Origin of the sequence: Stenotrophomonas sp. BIO128-Bstrain (assembly GCF_030128875.1) — a bacterium.
In the GTDB taxonomy this organism is placed as follows: domain Bacteria; phylum Pseudomonadota; class Gammaproteobacteria; order Xanthomonadales; family Xanthomonadaceae; genus Stenotrophomonas; species Stenotrophomonas bentonitica_A.
In genome coordinates, this window is the sequence record NZ_CP124620.1 from 3,545,001 (window position 1) to 3,562,831 (window position 17,831).

14 protein-coding genes are annotated in these 17,831 nt (G+C 68.6%); 10 read left to right on the forward strand and 4 right to left on the reverse strand.

The window, feature by feature from the left end:
- The first annotated feature begins 105 nt into the window (after window positions 1–105).
- Window positions 106–1,569, forward strand: coding sequence for a peptidoglycan DD-metalloendopeptidase family protein (locus POS15_RS16220; RefSeq protein WP_261997834.1), 1,464 nt, complete (start codon window positions 106–108; stop codon window positions 1,567–1,569).
- Between the two features lie 66 nt (window positions 1,570–1,635).
- A complete protein-coding gene (locus POS15_RS16225; protein WP_284128504.1) occupies window positions 1,636–2,763 on the forward strand; it encodes an anhydro-N-acetylmuramic acid kinase in 1,128 nt (375 codons plus the stop codon).
- A gap of 66 nt (window positions 2,764–2,829) precedes the next feature.
- On the opposite strand, the gene POS15_RS16230 is transcribed toward POS15_RS16225, so the two are convergent.
- From POS15_RS16230 to POS15_RS16240, 3 genes are all read right to left on the reverse strand, one after another.
- Window positions 2,830–3,057: a hypothetical protein gene (locus POS15_RS16230; protein ID WP_019183956.1), complete on the reverse strand. Its 228-nt coding sequence runs from the start codon at window positions 3,055–3,057 to the stop codon at window positions 2,830–2,832.
- An 81-nt stretch (window positions 3,058–3,138) separates the two neighbouring features.
- Entirely contained in the window at window positions 3,139–4,434 is a 1,296-nt protein-coding gene (locus tag POS15_RS16235; protein ID WP_019183957.1) for an MFS transporter, read from the reverse strand.
- Window positions 4,431–5,231: an exodeoxyribonuclease III gene (locus POS15_RS16240; RefSeq protein ID WP_019183958.1), complete on the reverse strand. Its 801-nt coding sequence runs from the start codon at window positions 5,229–5,231 to the stop codon at window positions 4,431–4,433. Before POS15_RS16240 ends, POS15_RS16235 begins: the two co-directional genes overlap by 4 nt.
- A 207-nt stretch (window positions 5,232–5,438) precedes the next feature.
- Between POS15_RS16240 and pyrE the strand changes: the two genes are divergently transcribed.
- The 8 genes from pyrE to POS15_RS16280 all read left to right on the forward strand — a co-directional run bounded on the left by pyrE (window position 5,439) and on the right by POS15_RS16280 (window position 15,306).
- Window positions 5,439–6,098: an orotate phosphoribosyltransferase gene (pyrE, locus tag POS15_RS16245; protein WP_046272987.1), complete on the forward strand. Its 660-nt coding sequence runs from the start codon at window positions 5,439–5,441 to the stop codon at window positions 6,096–6,098.
- A gap of 18 nt (window positions 6,099–6,116) precedes the next feature.
- Window positions 6,117–6,779: a hypothetical protein gene (locus POS15_RS16250; protein WP_284128505.1), complete on the forward strand. Its 663-nt coding sequence runs from the start codon at window positions 6,117–6,119 to the stop codon at window positions 6,777–6,779.
- Window positions 6,780–7,380: 601 nt separating this feature from the next.
- The gene (locus POS15_RS16255; RefSeq protein ID WP_019183961.1) at window positions 7,381–7,473 is read left to right on the forward strand and encodes a potassium-transporting ATPase subunit F; all 93 of its coding nucleotides are present in this window, start codon (window positions 7,381–7,383) and stop codon (window positions 7,471–7,473) included.
- 12 nt (window positions 7,474–7,485) lie between these two features.
- Complete coding sequence (gene kdpA / locus POS15_RS16260) at window positions 7,486–9,204, forward strand: potassium-transporting ATPase subunit KdpA (protein WP_284128506.1); 1,719 nt, start codon at window positions 7,486–7,488, stop codon at window positions 9,202–9,204.
- Between the two features lie 11 nt (window positions 9,205–9,215).
- Window positions 9,216–11,267, forward strand: coding sequence for a potassium-transporting ATPase subunit KdpB (kdpB, locus tag POS15_RS16265; protein ID WP_088432343.1), 2,052 nt, complete (start codon window positions 9,216–9,218; stop codon window positions 11,265–11,267).
- Complete coding sequence (gene kdpC / locus POS15_RS16270; protein ID WP_019183964.1) at window positions 11,264–11,908, forward strand: potassium-transporting ATPase subunit KdpC; 645 nt, start codon at window positions 11,264–11,266, stop codon at window positions 11,906–11,908. Before kdpB ends, kdpC begins: the two co-directional genes overlap by 4 nt.
- 37 nt (window positions 11,909–11,945) lie before the next feature.
- Window positions 11,946–14,606, forward strand: a complete 2,661-nt coding sequence (locus POS15_RS16275) for a sensor histidine kinase KdpD (protein WP_019183965.1) — start codon at window positions 11,946–11,948, stop codon at window positions 14,604–14,606.
- A complete protein-coding gene (locus POS15_RS16280) occupies window positions 14,587–15,306 on the forward strand; it encodes a response regulator transcription factor (RefSeq protein ID WP_019183966.1) in 720 nt (239 codons plus the stop codon). The genes POS15_RS16275 and POS15_RS16280 overlap by 20 nt, the downstream gene beginning before the upstream one ends.
- A 175-nt stretch (window positions 15,307–15,481) precedes the next feature.
- Here the strand turns inward: POS15_RS16280 and POS15_RS16285 are convergent, their stop codons facing one another.
- Window positions 15,482–17,824, reverse strand: coding sequence for a phosphomannomutase/phosphoglucomutase (locus POS15_RS16285; RefSeq protein ID WP_284128507.1), 2,343 nt, complete (start codon window positions 17,822–17,824; stop codon window positions 15,482–15,484).
- Window positions 17,825–17,831: the final 7 nt, after the last annotated feature.

Here is a 17,831-nt window from a genome sequence, read left to right on the forward strand (position 1 = left end):
CTTCACAAAAGCCAATAGGCACAAGGGTTTGACGCGGTATTTATACCTGTCTATGTTACCGACGTTTGGGCCCGCGCTCCCGGGCCAGCCAGGAACAGACCGACGATGCTCAATTCCGATCAAGGCCGCGCGCGCAAGCAGCGCTTCAAGGAACGTCTCCACGTCCTCCACGACACCGCCCTCCATCGGAAGCTCAAACAGCATCTTCCCGCGGCCTTCAACCAACGCTGGACCCGCCGCCACTGGATGCACGCCAGCCTGTTCGCCACCATCGGCGCCCTGGTGGCCACGATCGTCCCCGGCTTCTCGCACACCATCGACTCGCCCTACTCGGTCAGCCATTCGACGCTTGCGCTGCCGTTGCCGCCGCTGTCGCTGGAACGCCAGCAGCAGACCCCCGGCGACAGCTGGCAGGTGCTGCGCGTGCAGCGCGGCCAGACCCTGAGCAACCTGTTCGACCAGGCCGGCATCCCGGCCACGGTGATGCACCAGGTACTGGAGCACCCGGGTGTGCGCGACTCGCTGACCAAGCTGCGCCCCGGCGCGGAGATCGCCTTCGACCTGCCGCTGTCCGGTGAGTTGCGCACGATCCGCTTCGACCGCGATGCCGACAACCGCGTCGAGCTGTCCCTGGCCGGCGACAAGATCACCGAGACGGTGAGCAAGCGCGAAACCTCGACCCGCCGGGTGGTCGCCAGTGGCGAGATCACCAGTTCGCTGTACGCCGCCGCGCGCAAGGCCGGGCTCTCGCCCTCGGCGATCGCGACGATGACCGACGAGATCTTCAAGTACGACATCGACTTCTCCAAGGATCTGCAGCCCGGCGACCGTTTCAGCGTGGTGATGGACGAAACCTGGCGCGAAGGCGAGAAGGTGGACACGAGCAAGATCCTCGCGGCGACCTTCAGCTCGGGTGGCAAGACCTACAGCGGCTTCCGCTTCGACCGCAACGGCAAGTCCGAATACTTCGATGCCAGCGGCCGCCCCCTGAAGAAGAGCTTCATCCGCATGCCGATCCAGTTCGCGCGCTTGAGTTCGAGCTTCGGCGCGCGCAAGCACCCGGTGCTGGGCAAGATGCGCATGCACAAGGGCGTGGACTACGCCGCGCGCACCGGCACCCCGATCATGGCCGCCGGCGATGCCCGCGTGCAGTTCGCCGGCGTGCAGCGCGGCTACGGCAACGTGGTGATCCTCGACCACGGCCGTGGCCACACCACGCTGTACGGGCACATGTCGCGCTTTGGCAGCATCAAGACCGGCCAGCGCGTGGCCCAGGGCACCGTGATCGGCTACGTCGGCTCGACCGGCATGGCCACCGGCCCGCACCTGCATTACGAATTCCGCGTCAACGGCGTGCACCGCAACCCGCTGTCGGTGACGATGCCGCCGCCGGAGCCGCTGCAGGGTGCCGAGCTGGCCGCCTTCCGTGCGCAGACCGCGCCGGCACTGGCGCGCATCCAGGGCATGGAGAAGCTGATCTACGCCGACGCCAGCCCGGCCCCGGCTGCCACGTCGGCCGATACGGCCACCGCGAAGGCCGGCAAGCCGGTCAAATCCAACCGCGGCTGATCGCATCGATTGACGGCGGCAACGGGTTGCGCGGAAGCTGCATGCAACCCGTTGGACCGCCTGGCCATGACCTCTGCTGTTGATCCCACCACCCCGCTCTACCTGGGCCTGATGTCCGGCACCAGCGCCGACGGCATCGATGCCGCGCTGGTGCAGTTCCCCGCCGAGGGCGGCTGCCGCTTTGTCGATGGCCTGACCCACGCGTGGGATCCGGCGATCCGCGCCGAACTGATTGCCCTGGGCGAAGGCGGCACGATCGCCTCGCTGGACGCGCTGGGCCGGCTCGATGCCCAGGTCGGGATCACGTTCGCCGCGGCTGCCAACCGGCTGCTGGACAGCGCGCGCATCGACCGCACCCAGGTGCACGCCATCGGTTCGCACGGGCAGACCGTACGCCATCGGCCGCTGGCCGATCCTGCCTTCACGATGCAGATCGGCGACGCCAACCGCATCGCCGAATTGACCGGCATCACCACCGTGGCCGATTTCCGCCGCCGCGATGTGGCCGCCGGCGGCCATGGCGCGCCGCTGATGCCGGCGTTCCACTTGGCGATGCTGGGTGACAGCGACGAAGACCGCGCCGTGCTCAACCTGGGCGGCATCGGCAATCTCACCTTGATCCCGCGCCAGGGCACCCCGCGCGGCTTCGATACCGGCCCGGCCAATGCGCTGATGGATGCCTGGTGCCAGCGCCACCGCGGCGAACCGTTCGACGCCGACGGGGCATTCGCGGCCAGCGGGCAGGTCGATACGGCGCTGCTGGCGCGGTGGCTGGCCGATCCGTGGTTTGCGCTGCCGCCGCCCAAGAGCACCGGGCGCGAGCAGTTCCACCTGGACTGGGCGCAGGCGCAACTGGGCGAGGGACAGGTCTCCGGCGCTGATGTGCAGGCGACCCTGCTGGAGCTGACCGCCGCGACGGTGGCCGATGCGCTGTTGGCGCACCTGCCGGGTGCGCAGCGTGTGCTGGTCTGCGGCGGTGGCGTGCGCAACCCGCAGCTGCTGCGGCGCCTGGGCGCACGCCTGCCGGGCGTGGTGATCGAGTCCAGCGCGGTGCACGGGCTGGATCCGGATTATCTGGAAGCGATGGGGTTTGCGTGGTTGGCGCAGCGCACCCTGGCCGGGTTGCCGGGCAATCTGCCGAGCGTGAGTGGTGCGCGGGGGCCGCGGATTCTCGGGGCGATCCACCCGGCCTGAGGCGCCACGGCGGCGGGCGCTGCGTGCGGCGGCGATCGCCGATGCGCGGCTCGGCGCGTGCCGCCGTTACAGCCCCTGCGCGTCCGGCAGCGCCTGCAGTGCCGCGATGGCATCGGCAAGCGCATCGACTTCGGGATCGTGGAAGCCGCTGCGGACCTCCAGTTCGCTGGCGAACAGGCCTTGTTCCAGCAATGCCACGCAGGTGTCCTCGCGGGACCAGCCACGCGCCACTGCGATGCGGCGGATACGTTCCAGCAACAGCGGGTCCATATCCCGCAGTAGTAGATCAGCCATCGTTCTCCCCGTTGGCGCGCCGCCATCCCCGCGGCGACTGTGCCGGCATGATCCATCAGGCTCTGCCGGCACGCAAACCACTCAGGCCGAGCTGCGGTCCCGGATCCGTGGCCACAGCCAGATCAGCAGCAGCAGGGTCGGGATGACCGTGGTGGCGCTGAGGATGAAGAAGGTGCTGTACGAGCTCGCCTCCACGATGTAACCGGAGACGCCGCCGACGAACTTGCCCGGCAGGTTGGCCAGCGAGACCAGCAGCGCGTACTGGGTGGCGGTGAAGTTGCGGTCGGTCAGCGAGGACATGAAGGCGACCAGCACCGTGCCGGCGAAGCCCTGGAACAGGTTGTCCGCGCTCAGCGCCGCATAGAACGCCCACAGCTGACCCGGATTGTGCGCCATCAGCAGGAACGCCAGGTTGGACAGCGCCACGCCCAGCGCGGCAACCAGCAACATGCGGCGGAAGCCGAACGCGGCCACCGCGATGCCGCCGAGGAATGCACCGCCGATGCCCATCCACACGCCGAACAGCTTGGAGACGGTAGCGATGTCGGCCTTGGTGAAGCCCGAATCCAGATAGAACGGACCGGCCATCACCCCGATCACCTGGTCCGGGAATTTGTAGAGCCCGACGAAGGCCAGCAGCACCAGCGCCAGCACCACGCCATTGGTGCTGAAGAAGCTGGCGATCGGCTGCCAGAACGCGCCGAAGAAATCGATCCGGCGCTGGATGCGCACCTCGGGCTGCTCCGGCTCGCGGCACAGCAGCGTGGTGATGATCGGCAGGATCATCAACGCAGCCATGGCCAGGTAGGCCACGATCCAGCTCTCGAACTGGGCCAGGTACAGCGCGCCCGCGCCGGCCAGGATCAGGCCGATGCGATAGCCCAGTGTATAGGTCGCGGCGAGTGCCGCCTGGGCACTCTCCGGTGCGATCTCGATGCGGTAGGCGTCCACCACCGAATCCTGGGTCGCACCGGCGAACGAAGCCACCAGCACCCACAGCACCAGCGGGGTGACGCCGAGTTCGGGCCGGACGAAGGCCAGCGCGAACAACCCGCCGGTGACGCCGATCTGCGAGGCCAGCAGCCACGAGCGGCGCCGGCCCAGGAAGCCGATCAGCGGGAACGCGTAGCGGTCGATCAGCGGCGCCCAGACGAACTTCATCAGATAGAAGAAGCTGGCCAGGCTGATCAGCCCGATGCTGCCCAGGTCCAGGCCGACATCCCGCAGGCGGGTGGACAGCGTCTGCGAGGCGATCAGCAGGAACGGCAGGCCGCTGCCGAAGCCCAGGAAGGCCATCGTCAGCGCCGAGGGCGTGCCGAAGGCGCGCTTGATCCCCGCCCACCCCTTGTAGGACACCGGCTCGACCGCTTCGGTCATGGGGCGTAGTCCACCGTGAACGGCGCATGGTCGGAGAAGCGTTCATCGCGGTACACCGAGCAGCTGCGCAGCCGGTCACGCAGGCCCGGGCTGACGAACTGGTAATCGATGCGCCAGCCGACATTGTTGGCGCGCGCCTGGCCGCGGTTGCTCCACCAGGTGTAGTCCTCGCCCTGCGGGTGCAGCAGGCGGTAGGCATCGGTCCAGCCCTGGCCGGCGGCGATGTCCAGTGCCTGGTCGGCATCCACGCACTGGCCGTTGAGCCAGTCGCGTTCGGGCGGCAGGCAGCCGGAGTTCTTCTGGTTGGATTTCCAGTTCTTGATGTCCAGCGCGGAACGCACGATGTTCCAGTCGCCGCACAGCACGTAGTCGCGGCCACTGGCCAGCCAGCCGGCCAGGATCGGGCGCAGCCACTCCATCACTTCGTACTTGAAGCCCTGGCGCAGATCGCCCGAGCTGCCCGAGGGGATATAGAAGGAGACCACGCTGAGGTTGCCGTAGCGGGCTTCGATGTAGCGGCCTTCATCGTCGAACGGGGCCCAGCCCAGCGAGGTGATCACCTGGTCCGGCTCGCGCTTGCTGTAGATCGCCACGCCGCTGTAGCCCTTCTTGGTGATGGCGTCGCGGTAGAAGCAGTGGTGCCCGTCCGGGCGGAACATCGGGTCGGTCAGCTGGTCTTCCTGGGCCTTGGTTTCCTGGATGCACAGGACATCGGCGTCCTGGGCGCGGAACCACTCGAGAAAGCCCTTGGTGGCGGCGGAACGGATGCCGTTGGCGTTGAAACTGATGATGCGCATGCTGACCCGAGTCTGGAACGATACCCGCAAGAGCATACCGTTTCGGCCCTTGCAGGGGCTGGCTGGAAACGGACGGCATTACCGCCCGCGGCCATCTGGCGAGGCCGTCTCGCCAGCCCGTGCGACACCGGGCCGCAGGGCCCGACGAGCGGAAAAGTGCGGGCATGCATTAGGATTTGCGCTCCAAATGAATTGAATCGAGTCTTGATGAGCGACCATCGCCACCGTTTCCTGCAACTGGCCCTGACCGCCGATGCCCTGCGTTTCGGCCAGTTCACCCTGAAGTCCGGCCGTCTGAGCCCCTATTTCTTCAACGCCGGCCGGTTCGATTCCGGCGCGCGCATGTCCCAGCTGGCGGCCTGCTACGCCGATGCCGTGGAAGCGACCGGGCTGAAGTTCGACGTCGTGTTCGGCCCGGCCTACAAGGGCATCCCGCTGGCCACCGCGACCGCCTGTGAATTCGCCCAGCGCGGCCGCGACCTGCCGCTGTCGTTCAACCGCAAGGAAGCCAAGGACCACGGCGAAGGCGGCAACCTGATCGGCGCGGACATGAATGGCAAGCGCGTGCTGATCGTCGATGACGTGATCACCGCCGGCACCGCGATCCGCGAAGCACTGGCGATCATCAAGGGCGCCGGTGGCACCCCGGCCGGCATCGTGGTGGCCCTGGACCGCCAGGAGATCGCCTCGGAAACCGACCGCCGTTCGGCCGCGCAGGCCGTGGCCGAAGAAGCCGGCATTCCGGTGGTCGCCGTGGCCACGCTGGCCGACCTGCTTGATTTTGCCTCCGGAAATCCGGAACTTGTGGGCTACCGGCAGCCGCTGGAGGACTATCGTTCCCGCTACGGCAGCCGTCCTACACGTTGAGAGCAGGGGGCTTTCACCATGTCCAGGTTTGCCTCGTTCACCGTTGTCGGCCTGTTGCTGGCCGTGCCGCTGTTGCCTGCCCAGGCACAGAAGCGCGCGGCCGACGCAGCGCCGAAGAAGCTGTACTGCTGGAACAAGGGCAGCGAGCGGATCTGCAGTGATGCCCTGCCCCAGGAGGCGGTGAACAGTGCGCGCGAGGAGTTCAACCTGCGCAGCGGCATGCGCAGTGGCGAAGTGCAGCGCGCGTTGACTGACGAGGAACGCGCCGATGCTGCGGCGCAGGCCGCGCAGCAGCGCCTGGACCTGGCCGCCGAGCAGACCCGCCAGCGTACCGAGCAGGCGATGCTGGCCACGTACGAGAGCGAGGACGACCTGCGCCGGGTGTTCGCCGAGCGCAGCGGCATCCTGGACAACAACATCCATACCGCCAGCTACAACGTGGCCAGCGTGCGTGATGCGCTGGTCACCCTGCTGGCCAGTGCGGGCAACCGCGAGCTGGACGGGCAGCCGGTGCCGGACAAGCAGGCCGAGCGCATCCGCCAGCGGCATGCCGAGCTGGTGACGCAGCGGCGCATGCAGGCCTCGTTCGAGCAGCAGCGCAGGGCGCTGGACGTGGAGATCGAGAGCACGCTGCAGCGCTATCGGTTGCTGAAAGGGGTGGGGAGCGATCCGCGCGGGTAAGGTGGATGTGCGATCGCGTTGAAACGAAGGCGGCCTTTTGGGCCGCCTTCTCTGTTTTCGTCCTCGCGGCAGGCCCGGAGCGCGCTCTGAACTTTTCCGCAAGCAGGAGCGGTGAGTTGGTCGGGCGCTGGGACGCGACGCCCTTGCCGGCGAATGTCCCCCGGCGTCGGCCTGCGGCCGCCCCCTCCTCCTTGATTTCGCCCACAAGGGCATCGCGCCCCACGTGTACAGACCACTGGCGGCCAACAGCAAGTTCGCTGTCTCGCACGCGTATCGCACGCTGAGCTCCGTAGCGGCCGGCAGGTCCCTGGGCAAAATCAAGGAGGAGGCCGTCGCCGCCAGGCGGCGGCCGGGGGACATTTGCCGAGGGGCCTGCCGGTCGCTGCGGGGCGTAACGCTCGCGGCAGGGAAGCACCTTTTTATGCACTTTTTACGCGGGGCGCCGGTTTCGGGCGTGGAGCGTTTATGCCGTGCAGGCAGACCATGGGCGCCTGACGTGGAGTGGTTCCACCTGGACGTCCCATGAGCCCGTATCTGTCTGTCTTTCCTGCCGGTGCCCCGCGCACCGTGCGCTCCCTTTCCCGCGTTTGAGGCCACGACCATGTCTGCCTGGCTTTCCCTGCTGTGCGGCGTGCTGGTGCTCGTTGCCGCCGCCTATCTGCTGTACGTCGTGCTTCGGCCCGAAACCTTCTGACCGGAGCCGACCATGACCGAGATCCTGTTGATCCTGCTGGCCAGCATCGTGCTGGCCTTTCCGCTTGGGCTGTACCTGGCCCGGGTGATGCGCGGTGGCCCGATGCGTGGCGATGCGCTGTTCGGGCTGGTTGAAAAACCCCTTTACCGGCTGCTGGGAGTGAACCCGGCGCGCGGCATGTCCTGGCGTGGCTACGTGGGCGCCTTCCTGCTCAGCAACGTGGTGATCGCGGTGCTGGTGCAGGCCGTCTTCATGACCCAGGCCTGGCTGCCGCTCAATCCGGACCAGATCCCCAACATGCGCTGGGATACGGCGCTGCATACGATGGTGTCGTTCCTGACCAACACCAACCAGCAGCATTATTCCGGGCAGGCGCAGCTGTCGTACTTCTCGCAGATGACCGCGATCACCGGGCTGCAGGTGGTGACGCCGATGATGGGCCTGGCGCTGGTGGTGGCCACGTTGCGTGCGCTGTTCGGCGCGCGCCCCGAGGATGTGCCGGCCGACCAGGCTGCGCTGCTGAGTGCGGACCGCCGCGTCGATGTGGGCAATTACTACGCCGATGTGGTGCGCTCGAGCGTGCGCTTCATGCTGCCGCTGTGCCTGCTGTGGGCGGTGCTGCTGACCAGCCAGGGCGTGCCCGCCACCCTCGCCGGCGGTCCGCAGGCCACGCCGATCGACGCCTCGGCCGGCATGGGCACGCAGAAGCTGCCGCTCGGGCCGGTCGCGGCGATGGTCGCGGCCAAGCAGCTGGGCACCAATGGCGGTGGCTGGTACGGCCCCAACAGCGCGATGCCGCTGGAGAACCCAACCCCACTGTCCAACGCGCTGGAACTGATCGGCATCCTGCTGGTCCCGATCGCGGTGATCTTCATGCTCGGCGCCTTCACCGGACGCAAGCGCCTGGCCGGGCTGGTGTTCGGCTGCATGCTGGCGATGTCCAGTGTGTCGATCGCCGCCACGGTGTGGCTGGAAGGCCACTCGGCCACTGCGGCCAGCCCGCTGCTGATGGAGGGCAAGGAAGTGCGCTTCGGTGCCGATGGCACGGGCTTGTGGGCCGCGATCACCACCCAGGTATCCAACGGTTCGGTCAACGGCATGCATGACTCGCTCAGCCCGCTGGCCGGCGCCGTGCCGATGGTCAACATGCTGGTCAATGCGATCTGGGGCGGCATCGGCTGTGGGCTGCAGCAGTTCATCGTGTACCTGCTGCTGGGCGTGTTCCTGGCCGGCCTGATGACCGGCCGCACCCCGGAACTGTTCGGCCGCAAACTGGAAACGCCGCAGGTGCGCCTGCTCGCGCTGCTGGTGCTGCTGCAGCCGATCACCATCCTGGGCTTCACCGCGTTGACCCTGGCGATCCCGTCGATCACCGGCACTTCCAATCCCGGCTTCCACGGCATCAGCCAGGTGTTCTACGAGTACACCTCGGCGTTCGCCAACAACGGCTCGGGCTTTGAAGGCCTCGGCGATGCGACGGTGTGGTGGAACCTGAGCTGCACCCTGGTGCTGCTGCTGGGCCGCTATCCGGTGCTGGTGATCCCGTTGATCGTGGCCGCGCAGCTGGCGGCCAAGCGGCGGGCGCCGGAATCGGCCGGCACGCTGCAGATTGAAACCCCGACCTTCGCGCTGACCCTGATCGCGCTGATCGTCATCCTCACCGTATTGCAGTTCATGCCGGCGCTGGTGCTGGGCCCGGTCGCCGATCACCTGTCGCTGACGCTGCACTGAGACCGCCTTCCATGAGTACGTATCCGTTGAACGTTTCTTCCCATCGCCGCCAGCGCCTGCTCGACGGCGCCGGCTGGCGCCGTGCCCTGCGCGACGCCGTCATCAAGCTCTCGCCCCGGCACCTGCTGCACAGCCCGGTGATGGCCGTGGTGATGGTCGGCACAGTGGTCAGCGCCCTGGTCACGCTGACCGGCAATGCGCCGCTGGGCTTCGGCCTGGCGGTCACCGCGATCCTGCTGCTGACGGTGCTGTTCGGCAACTTCGCCGAGGCGGTGGCCGAAGCGCGCGGCCGGGGCCAGGCCGCCTCGCTTAGACGCGCCCGGCAGGACCTCAGCGCGCGCCGGTTGGCGGCCGCGCATGCCGGGGCCAGCGAGACCCAGGTCCCGGCCGCCGAACTGCGCCCGGGCGACCATGTGATCGTCAGTGCCGGGGAACTGATCCCGGCCGATGGCGAGATCGTGCAGGGCCTGGCCACCATCAACGAAGCGGCGGTGACCGGCGAATCGGCCCCCGTGCTGCGCGAAGCGGGTACCGACCGCAGTGGCGTGATCGGCGGCACCAAGGTGCTCTCCGACCAGATCATCGTGCGCATCACCGCCGAGCCGGGTCACAGCTTCCTGGACCGGATGATCGCCCTGGTGGAAGGCGCGAACCGCCAGAAGACCCCGAACGAGGTCGCCCTGACCCTGCTGCTGGCGGCGATGACGCTGACCTTCCTGGTGGTGGTGGCGACGCTGCCGGCGATCGGTGCGTTCGTTGGTGTGCAGGTCGATCCGCTGCTGTTGATCGCGCTGCTGGTGTGTTTGATTCCGACCACCATCGGCGGCTTGCTGCCGGCCATCGGTATCGCCGGCATGAACCGGGCGCTGGCCGCCAACGTGCTGGCCAAGTCCGGCAAGGCGGTGGAAGTGGCCGGCGACGTGGACGTGCTGCTGCTCGACAAGACCGGCACGATCACCCATGGCGACCGCCAGGCCACGCACTTCCATGCACTGGCGGGGATTGATGCCACGCAGCTGCGCGAAGCAGCGCTGCTGTCCTCGCTGGCCGACCCGACGCCGGAAGGCAAATCGGTCGTGCGTCTCGCGCGTGAGCAGGGCTGCACCACCGCCGAGCCGGACCGTGCGGACTATCTTGCGTTCTCTGCGCAGACCCGCATGTCCGGTGTGGATCTGGACGGCGGCCGCCGCATCCGCAAGGGCGCTTCCGATGCGATCACCGCGTATGTGCGTGAGCTGGGCGGCACCGTGCCGTCGGAGCTGCCGGGCCGCGTGGAGCAGGTGGCGCGCAACGGTGCCACCCCGCTGGTGGTGTGCGAAGGCCGCCATGTGCTGGGCGTGATCGAGCTGTCGGACGTGGTCAAGCACGGCATGCGCGAGAAGTTCGCGCAGCTGCGCGCGATGGGCATCCGCACGGTGATGATCACCGGCGACAACCCGCTGACCGCTGCGGCGATCGCCGCCGAAGCCGGTGTGGACGACTACATCGCCGAGGCCCGCCCCGAAGACAAGCTGGCCCGCATCCGCGCCGAGCAGGCCGGTGGGCGGCTGGTGGCGATGGTCGGCGACGGTACCAACGACGCCCCGGCGCTGGCCCAGGCCGACATCGGGCTGGCGATGAACTCCGGCACGCAGGCCGCCAAGGAGGCCGGCAACATGGTCGATCTGGATTCGGACCCGGCCAAGCTGCTGGCGGTGGTGGAAGTGGGCAAGCAGCAGCTGATCACCCGCGGTGCGCTGACCACCTTCTCGCTGGCCAACGATGTCTCCAAGTATTTCGCGATCCTACCGGCGCTGTTCGCCTCCACCCTGCCGGCGATGGCGGCGCTGAACGTGATGCACCTGTCCAGCCCGCGCAATGCGGTGCTGGCGGCGCTGATCTTCAACGCCCTGGTGATCCCGGCGCTGATCCCGCTGGCCTTGCGCGGGGTGCGCTTCCGCCCGGCCACGGCCACCGCGCTGCTGCGCCGGAACATGCTGGTGTACGGCCTGGGCGGCGTGCTGCTGCCGTTTGCGGCCATCAAATTGATCGACCTCTTCCTCGTCTCGGTATTCGGCGCATGAACCGCTCGCTTGCTACGTCCGTCCCCCGTCCGGCGCGCAGTCGCGCGGCCGCCTCCCTCCACCTGCAGCAGGACAGCGCCTGGCGCCCGGCCCTCGTGCTCGGCGTGAGCAGCCTGTTGCTGCTCGGCCTGGCCTATGCAGTGGCCACGACCAGCGTGAGCCGGCTGCTGTTCCCGGCGCAGGCCGATGGCAGCCTGCTGATCCGCGACGGGCAGGTGCGTGCCTCGCAGCTTATCGCCCAGCCGTTCGTCGGCGATGGCTACTTCCAGGCGCGGCCCTCGGCGGCCAACTATGACCCGATGGCCGCGGCCGGCAGCAACATGGCGCGCAGCAACCCGGCGCTGCAGGAACGGGTGCAGGCGGCGATCACGGCGGTGGCCGCACGCGAAGGCGTGCCTGCCGCGCAGGTGCCCGGCGATCTGGTAACCCAGTCCGGCGCCGGCATGGACCCGGAGATCTCCCCGGCCGCCGCGCAGGTGCAGGTGGCCCGCGTGGCACGCAGCCGTGGCCTGCCGGCCGAGCGCGTCGCCGCGTTGGTGCAGGCCAGCACGCTGGGCCCGCAGTGGGGCGTGTTCGGCCAGGCCCGGGTCAACGTGATGACGTTGAACCTGGCGCTGGAGGATCTCAAGGCCCGACCGTGATGCCGGGATCGCGCGAACCGGCGCACAATCCCCGCCCATGAGCGACTCCCGTACCCGCCAGGCCGATGCCCTGGTCGACACCCTGCAGCGCGAAGCCGGCGGCAAGCTCACTGTGTTCCTGGGCGCGGCCCCGGGGGTAGGCAAGACCTTCAGCATGCTGACCCGCGCGCATGAGCAGCTGCGCCGTGGCGTGGACGTGGTGATCGGGCTGGTGGAAACCCACGGCCGCGCCGAGACCTCGGCGCTGCTGGCGGGCCTGCCGCAGGTACCGCTGCTGCAACGCGAGTACCAACAGCACGCGCTGGAAGAAATGGATCTGGATGCGGTGCTGGCGCGTCGCCCGGCCCTGGTGCTGGTCGACGAACTGGCGCATCGCAATGTGCCCGGCAGTCGCCATGAACGGCGCTGGCAGGATGTGATGGAACTGCTCGATGCCGGCATCGACGTGTGGACCACGGTCAACATCCAGCACCTGGAAAGCCTCAACGACGTGGTCATGCGCATCACCGGGGTGCGCGTCAGCGAGACCGTGCCGGATGCGGTACTCGACCGCCTGCACGACATCGTGCTGGTGGACCTGCCGCCGCGCGAACTGATCGAGCGCCTGCAGCAGGGCAAGGTCTATGTGCCGGAGCAGGCGGCGCAGGCGCTGCAGGCATTTTTCTCGCCGGCCAACCTGACCGCACTGCGCGAATTGGCGATGCAGGAAGCCGCCGACCGCGTGGACAGCAGCCTGCGCGAGACCCGTGCCGCGCGCGGCGAAGGCAACCTGCCGCTGCGCCGCCGCGTGCTGGTGGCGATCGATGGCGGCGGCCAGAGCGAGTACCTGGTGCGGGTCGGCCGGCGCATCGCCGAGCGGCGCGATGCGCCGTGGACGGTGGTGACGGTGCAGGCGCGCGCGCACGACGAGCAGACCCGGCGCGAGATCGATGCCGCCTTCGCCCTCGCCCGCCGCCTCGGGGGTGAGGCCGAACTGCTGCATGGCTCCAGCATCGCCGATGCGCTGCTCGATCACGCCGCACACAACGGGGTCTCCACGCTGGTGCTGGGCCGCACGCGCGAGCGGCCGCTGGCGCGCATGCTCAACCGCACGCTGACCCAGCAGCTGATCCGTCGTGGCGCGCATTTCGAGATCACCATCATCGGCACACCACAGGCGCGGGCGCGGGCGCGGCGGTCGGGGCTGTCCATTCCCAGCCGCAGCGCCGGCAAGGACGCGCTGCTGGCGCTCGGCGCCACGGCGGCGGCCTGCCTGGTGGCGCTGGTCGCCGAGCGCTGGATCGGGCTGTACGACCTGTCGATGGTGTTCATCGTGGCGGTGGTGATGGTCGCCGCGCGCAGCCGCACCAGTGCGGCGGTGATCGCCGCCGCGCTGTGTTTCCTGGCCTACAACTTCTTCTTCATCGCGCCGCGCTTCACCTTCGCGATCAGTGCGCGCCAGGGCGTGATCACGGTCTTCCTGTTCCTGGCCGCTGCCTTGGTGGCAGGGCGGTTGGCCTCGCGCCTGCGCATGCAGGTGGTCGCGTTGCGCGCGGCCAACCGGCACGCGCATGCGCGCCAGGCACTGGGCCGGCAACTGGCCAGTGCGGCGAGCAACGAGCAGGTCGCGCAGGCCGGCCGCGAGGCACTGGAACAGGCGATGGACGCCCCGGCGTGGCTGCGCATCGGGCAGTACACCAGTGCCAGCGGCAGCGCCGCACCGGGCGACACCGATCTGGCCGCGGCCGACTGGGCGCACCGGCATGGCCAACCCAGCGGACGCTTCACCGATACCCTGGCCGGTGCTGGCTGGTGGTTCCTGCCGCTGCTGGACGGCGACGACCGCGCGATCGGCGTGGCCGGCATGCGCTTCCCGCGCGAGGCACCGCGGCTGACACCGGAACAACGGCAGCTGGCCGAAGCGATGGTGGACGACATCGCGCAGGCCGCGCTGCGCACCCAGCTGGTGGCCGACCTGGAAAAGGCGCATGTGAGCAACGAGACCGAGCGGCTGCGTTCGGCGCTGCTGTCGTCTGTGTCGCATGACCTGCGCTCGCCGCTGGCAGCGATGATCGGCTCGGCCGACAGCCTCTCCAGCTATGCCGATGCGATGGACGCCAGCGACCGGCGCGCCCTGCTGGACACCATCCTGGTGGAAGGCGAGCGCCTGGACCGCTACATCCAGAACCTGCTGGACATGACCCGGCTGGGCCATGACGGGCTGCAGATCAACCGCGACTGGATCGGCGTGGACGAGCTGGTCGGCTCGGCCGCGCGCCGCCTGCAGCGCTATCAGCCCGATGTGCTGTTGAAGCTGGACATACCCGCTGAGCTGGCGCCGATCTGGGTGCATCCGGCGCTGGTTGAACAGGCCGTGTTCAACGTGATGGAGAACGCCGCCAAGTTCTCCCCGCCCGGCGCGGCGGTGGAGGTGCAGGCACGGTTGGTCGAGGGCGAATTGCGCATCGACGTGCTCGATGCCGGACCGGGCATCCCGGACGAGGAGCGCGCGCGCATCTTCGACATGTTCTACAGCGTGGAACGCGGCGACCGTGGCCGGCATGGCACCGGGCTGGGCCTGACCATCTGCCAGGGCATGATCGGCGCGCATGGCGGCAGCGTACAGGCGCTGCCGGGCCGCGACGGACGCGGTACCCTGATCCGCATCACCCTGCCCTTGCTGCATCCCCACCCCGCCGATGACAACGACGATTCCTGAGGCTTCCCACGGCGTGCCCCCGGCGCGCGTGCTGGTGATCGACGATGAAGCGCAGATCCGGCGCTTCCTGGAGATCAGCCTGCGCGCGCAGGGCTACCGCGTGTCCCAGGCCGCGACCGGCCAAGCCGGGCTGGAAGCACTGGTCGGCGAAGGGGCGGATCTGGTGATCCTGGATATCGGCCTGCCCGACATGGAAGGCCATGAGGTACTTGGCGAGCTGCGCCAGTGGAGCCAGGTGCCGGTGATCATGTTGACCGTGCGCGCCAGCGAGACCGAGAAGGTGCGGGCGCTGGATGCCGGTGCGAACGACTACGTGACCAAGCCGTTCGGTACGCAGGAGCTGATGGCGCGTGTGCGGGCACTGCTGCGCTCGCGCACGGTCTCCAGCGAAGGCGTGCTGCCGCAGTTCGATGATGGCCACCTGCATATCGATCTGGTCCGGCGCGAAGTGCACCTGGACGGCGCGCCGGTGGCGTTGACCCGCAAGGAGTACGCACTGTTGTCGCTGCTGCTGCGCAACGCCGGGCGGGTGGTGACCCAGCCGCAGATCCTGCAGGAGATCTGGGGACCGACCCACCAGCACGACACCCACTACCTGCGGATCCTGGTCGGCAAGCTGCGCCACAAGCTGGGCGATTCGGCGCTGGATTCGCGCTATCTGTTCACCGAGCCGGGCGTGGGGCTGCGCTTCAAGGGGTGATCGACGGCATCCACGCATGGCGTGGATCTGCATGGGCATGGCATGGATGTACATGCGCGTGGCGCAGATGCACGGTAGTGCCGGCCGCTGGCCGGCTCCACGTCACGTTCAAGGAATGCGAAGCGCCGGCCAGCGGCCGGCACTACCGCTGATCGCCACGGTCGGTACCCACAGATCAGAAGCCCAGTTCAACACCCGGCAGCAGCGGTTGCAGCTGCGCGCGGAACAATGCCTTGATGCGCTCCAGTGCCGCCTCGTCGTCAGCTTCGAAACGCAGCACCAGCACCGGCGTCGTATTGGATGCGCGCACCAGGCCCCAGCCATCGGGGAAATCGGCACGCAGGCCATCGATGGTGGACAGGCGCGCGCCCGCGAACGGCGAGTCCTCCACCTGCACCGAGGAGACGAACAAGGACACCAGCGCGTGCGGGGTACCCGCATCGACCGGCACCTTCAACTCCGGGGTGGAGACGCTGTCGGGCAGCTCGTCGAGCACCTCCGACGGCGTCTCATCGCGCTGGGCCAGGATCTCCAGCAGGCGCGAGGCGGCGTACAGACCGTCGTCGAAGCCGAACCAGCGTTCCTTGAAGAAGAAGTGGCCGCTCATCTCGCCCGCCAGCTCGGCGTCGGTCTCGCGCATCTTGGCCTTCATCAGCGAGTGGCCGGTCTTCCACATCAGCGGGCTGCCACCGTTGCGCAGCACGTAGTCGGAGAGCTTGCCGGTGCACTTCACGTCGTAGATCACCAGCGCGCCCGGGTTGCGCATCAGCACGTCGGCCGCGAACAGCATCAACAGCCGATCGGCATAGATGATCTTTCCTTCGCGGGTGACCACGCCAAGCCGGTCGCCATCGCCATCGAAGGCCAGGCCGATATCCGCGTCGAAGCGCTTCACGGTCTGGATCAGGTCTTCCAGGTTGCGCGGGTCGCTCGGGTCCGGATGGTGGTTCGGGAAGCTGCCGTCCACATCGCAGTACAGCGGAATGACCTCGGCACCAATCGCCTCCAGCAGCGGCTGGGCGAGTTCGCCGGCCACGCCGTTGCCCGCATCGGCGACCACCTTGAGCGGGCGGTCCAGCTGCACGTCATCGGCAATGCGCTGGATGTAATCGGCATTGACCTCGCGGGTCTGGAAGCTGCCCGGTTCTGATGCCACGTGCAGCTGCCCATCGCGGATGCGGTGGTACAGCTCGGTGATCGCATCACCGGACAGCGTCTCGCCGCCGACCACGATCTTGAAGCCGTTGTAGTCGGGCGGGTTGTGGCTGCCGGTCACCGCCACGCAGCTGCCGGCGCGCAGGTGGTAGCTGGCGAAGTACACCACCGGGGTCGGTGCGAGGCCGATGTCGGTGACGTTGCAGCCGGCGCGGCGCAGGCCTTCGATCAGACCGGCGGTGAGTTCGGGGCCGGACAGGCGGCCATCGCGACCCACCACGATGTCGCGCAGGCCCTGCACCTGCAGGACCGAACCGATCGCCTGCCCGATCAGGGCGGCGACCTTGGGGGTCAGCTCGCGGCCGACCACGCCGCGGATGTCGTAAGCGCGGAAGATATCGGGGGCAACGGATTCGCCCGGCACGGAGGGCGGCGGCGGTGCTGCCTCGTCGCTGGTGTCGACGGCCTCCACCGCAAGCGGTGCCTGGGCGAGGCTTTCGCTCAGAGTCGGGCCGGCGTCGGCGGCACCGTCATCCGCACCGCGGCGGCGCGGCAAGGGCACTTTGCCTTTGCCGAGCACCAGCAGCACCGCGATCAGCAGCAGCAACAGCGCCACGATCGCACTGGAGATCGCCCCCAGTCCCAACGGGCCCGGTTCGATGTCCGGCACCGCCGCAGACAGGCGCAGCCCACTGGTGCCGATCGGGCGCGCCAACGCTTCAGCGCCGCCGGACAGCGCGCGGCTGCCCTGTTCGACTACGTTGTGGTTGCCTTGGCGCAGTGCGAGGTAACCGTCGGCGGGCACGGCAACCTGATCGAACACGCCGGTCAAACGCAGCAATGGCTGGCGCACGTAGATGACCGCGGCACCCTGCGGGCCCAGATCGACGGCGGCCGCCAGGCCGAGACGCTGCCCACCGGCATCGCGTACGACGCGGGCCACCGGCTTGTCATCTGCGATGGCGGCTTCGAGCAGCGCCAGGCGCGAGTAACCGAAGGCCTTCGGATCGGCGTACGCCGCATCGAGATCGGCGGTCAGGACCTGGACGTCTTCCACGCCCGGCCAGCCTTCGCGGATGGCCACGGCCGCCCCCTGTGCATTGCCGCTGGCCAGTGCACTGGCAACGGGCCCGGTCTTGAGCACCTTGCCGAACCTGCCCAGCTGACCCGTCACCGCCGTCTGCAGCCCCTCGACCACGCGGTCACGCGACTGTTCAAGGTCGGCGCCAACGGCCGCCTGGCGCCATTGGCGCACACCGCTCCACCCGAACCAGCCCGCCAACAGCACCAGCAGCACGGCCAACAGCGGCACCGAGCGCCCTGTCGTGAACCGCGGCCGTCCTTCCGCCTTCGCCTTGCTCATCAAGCTC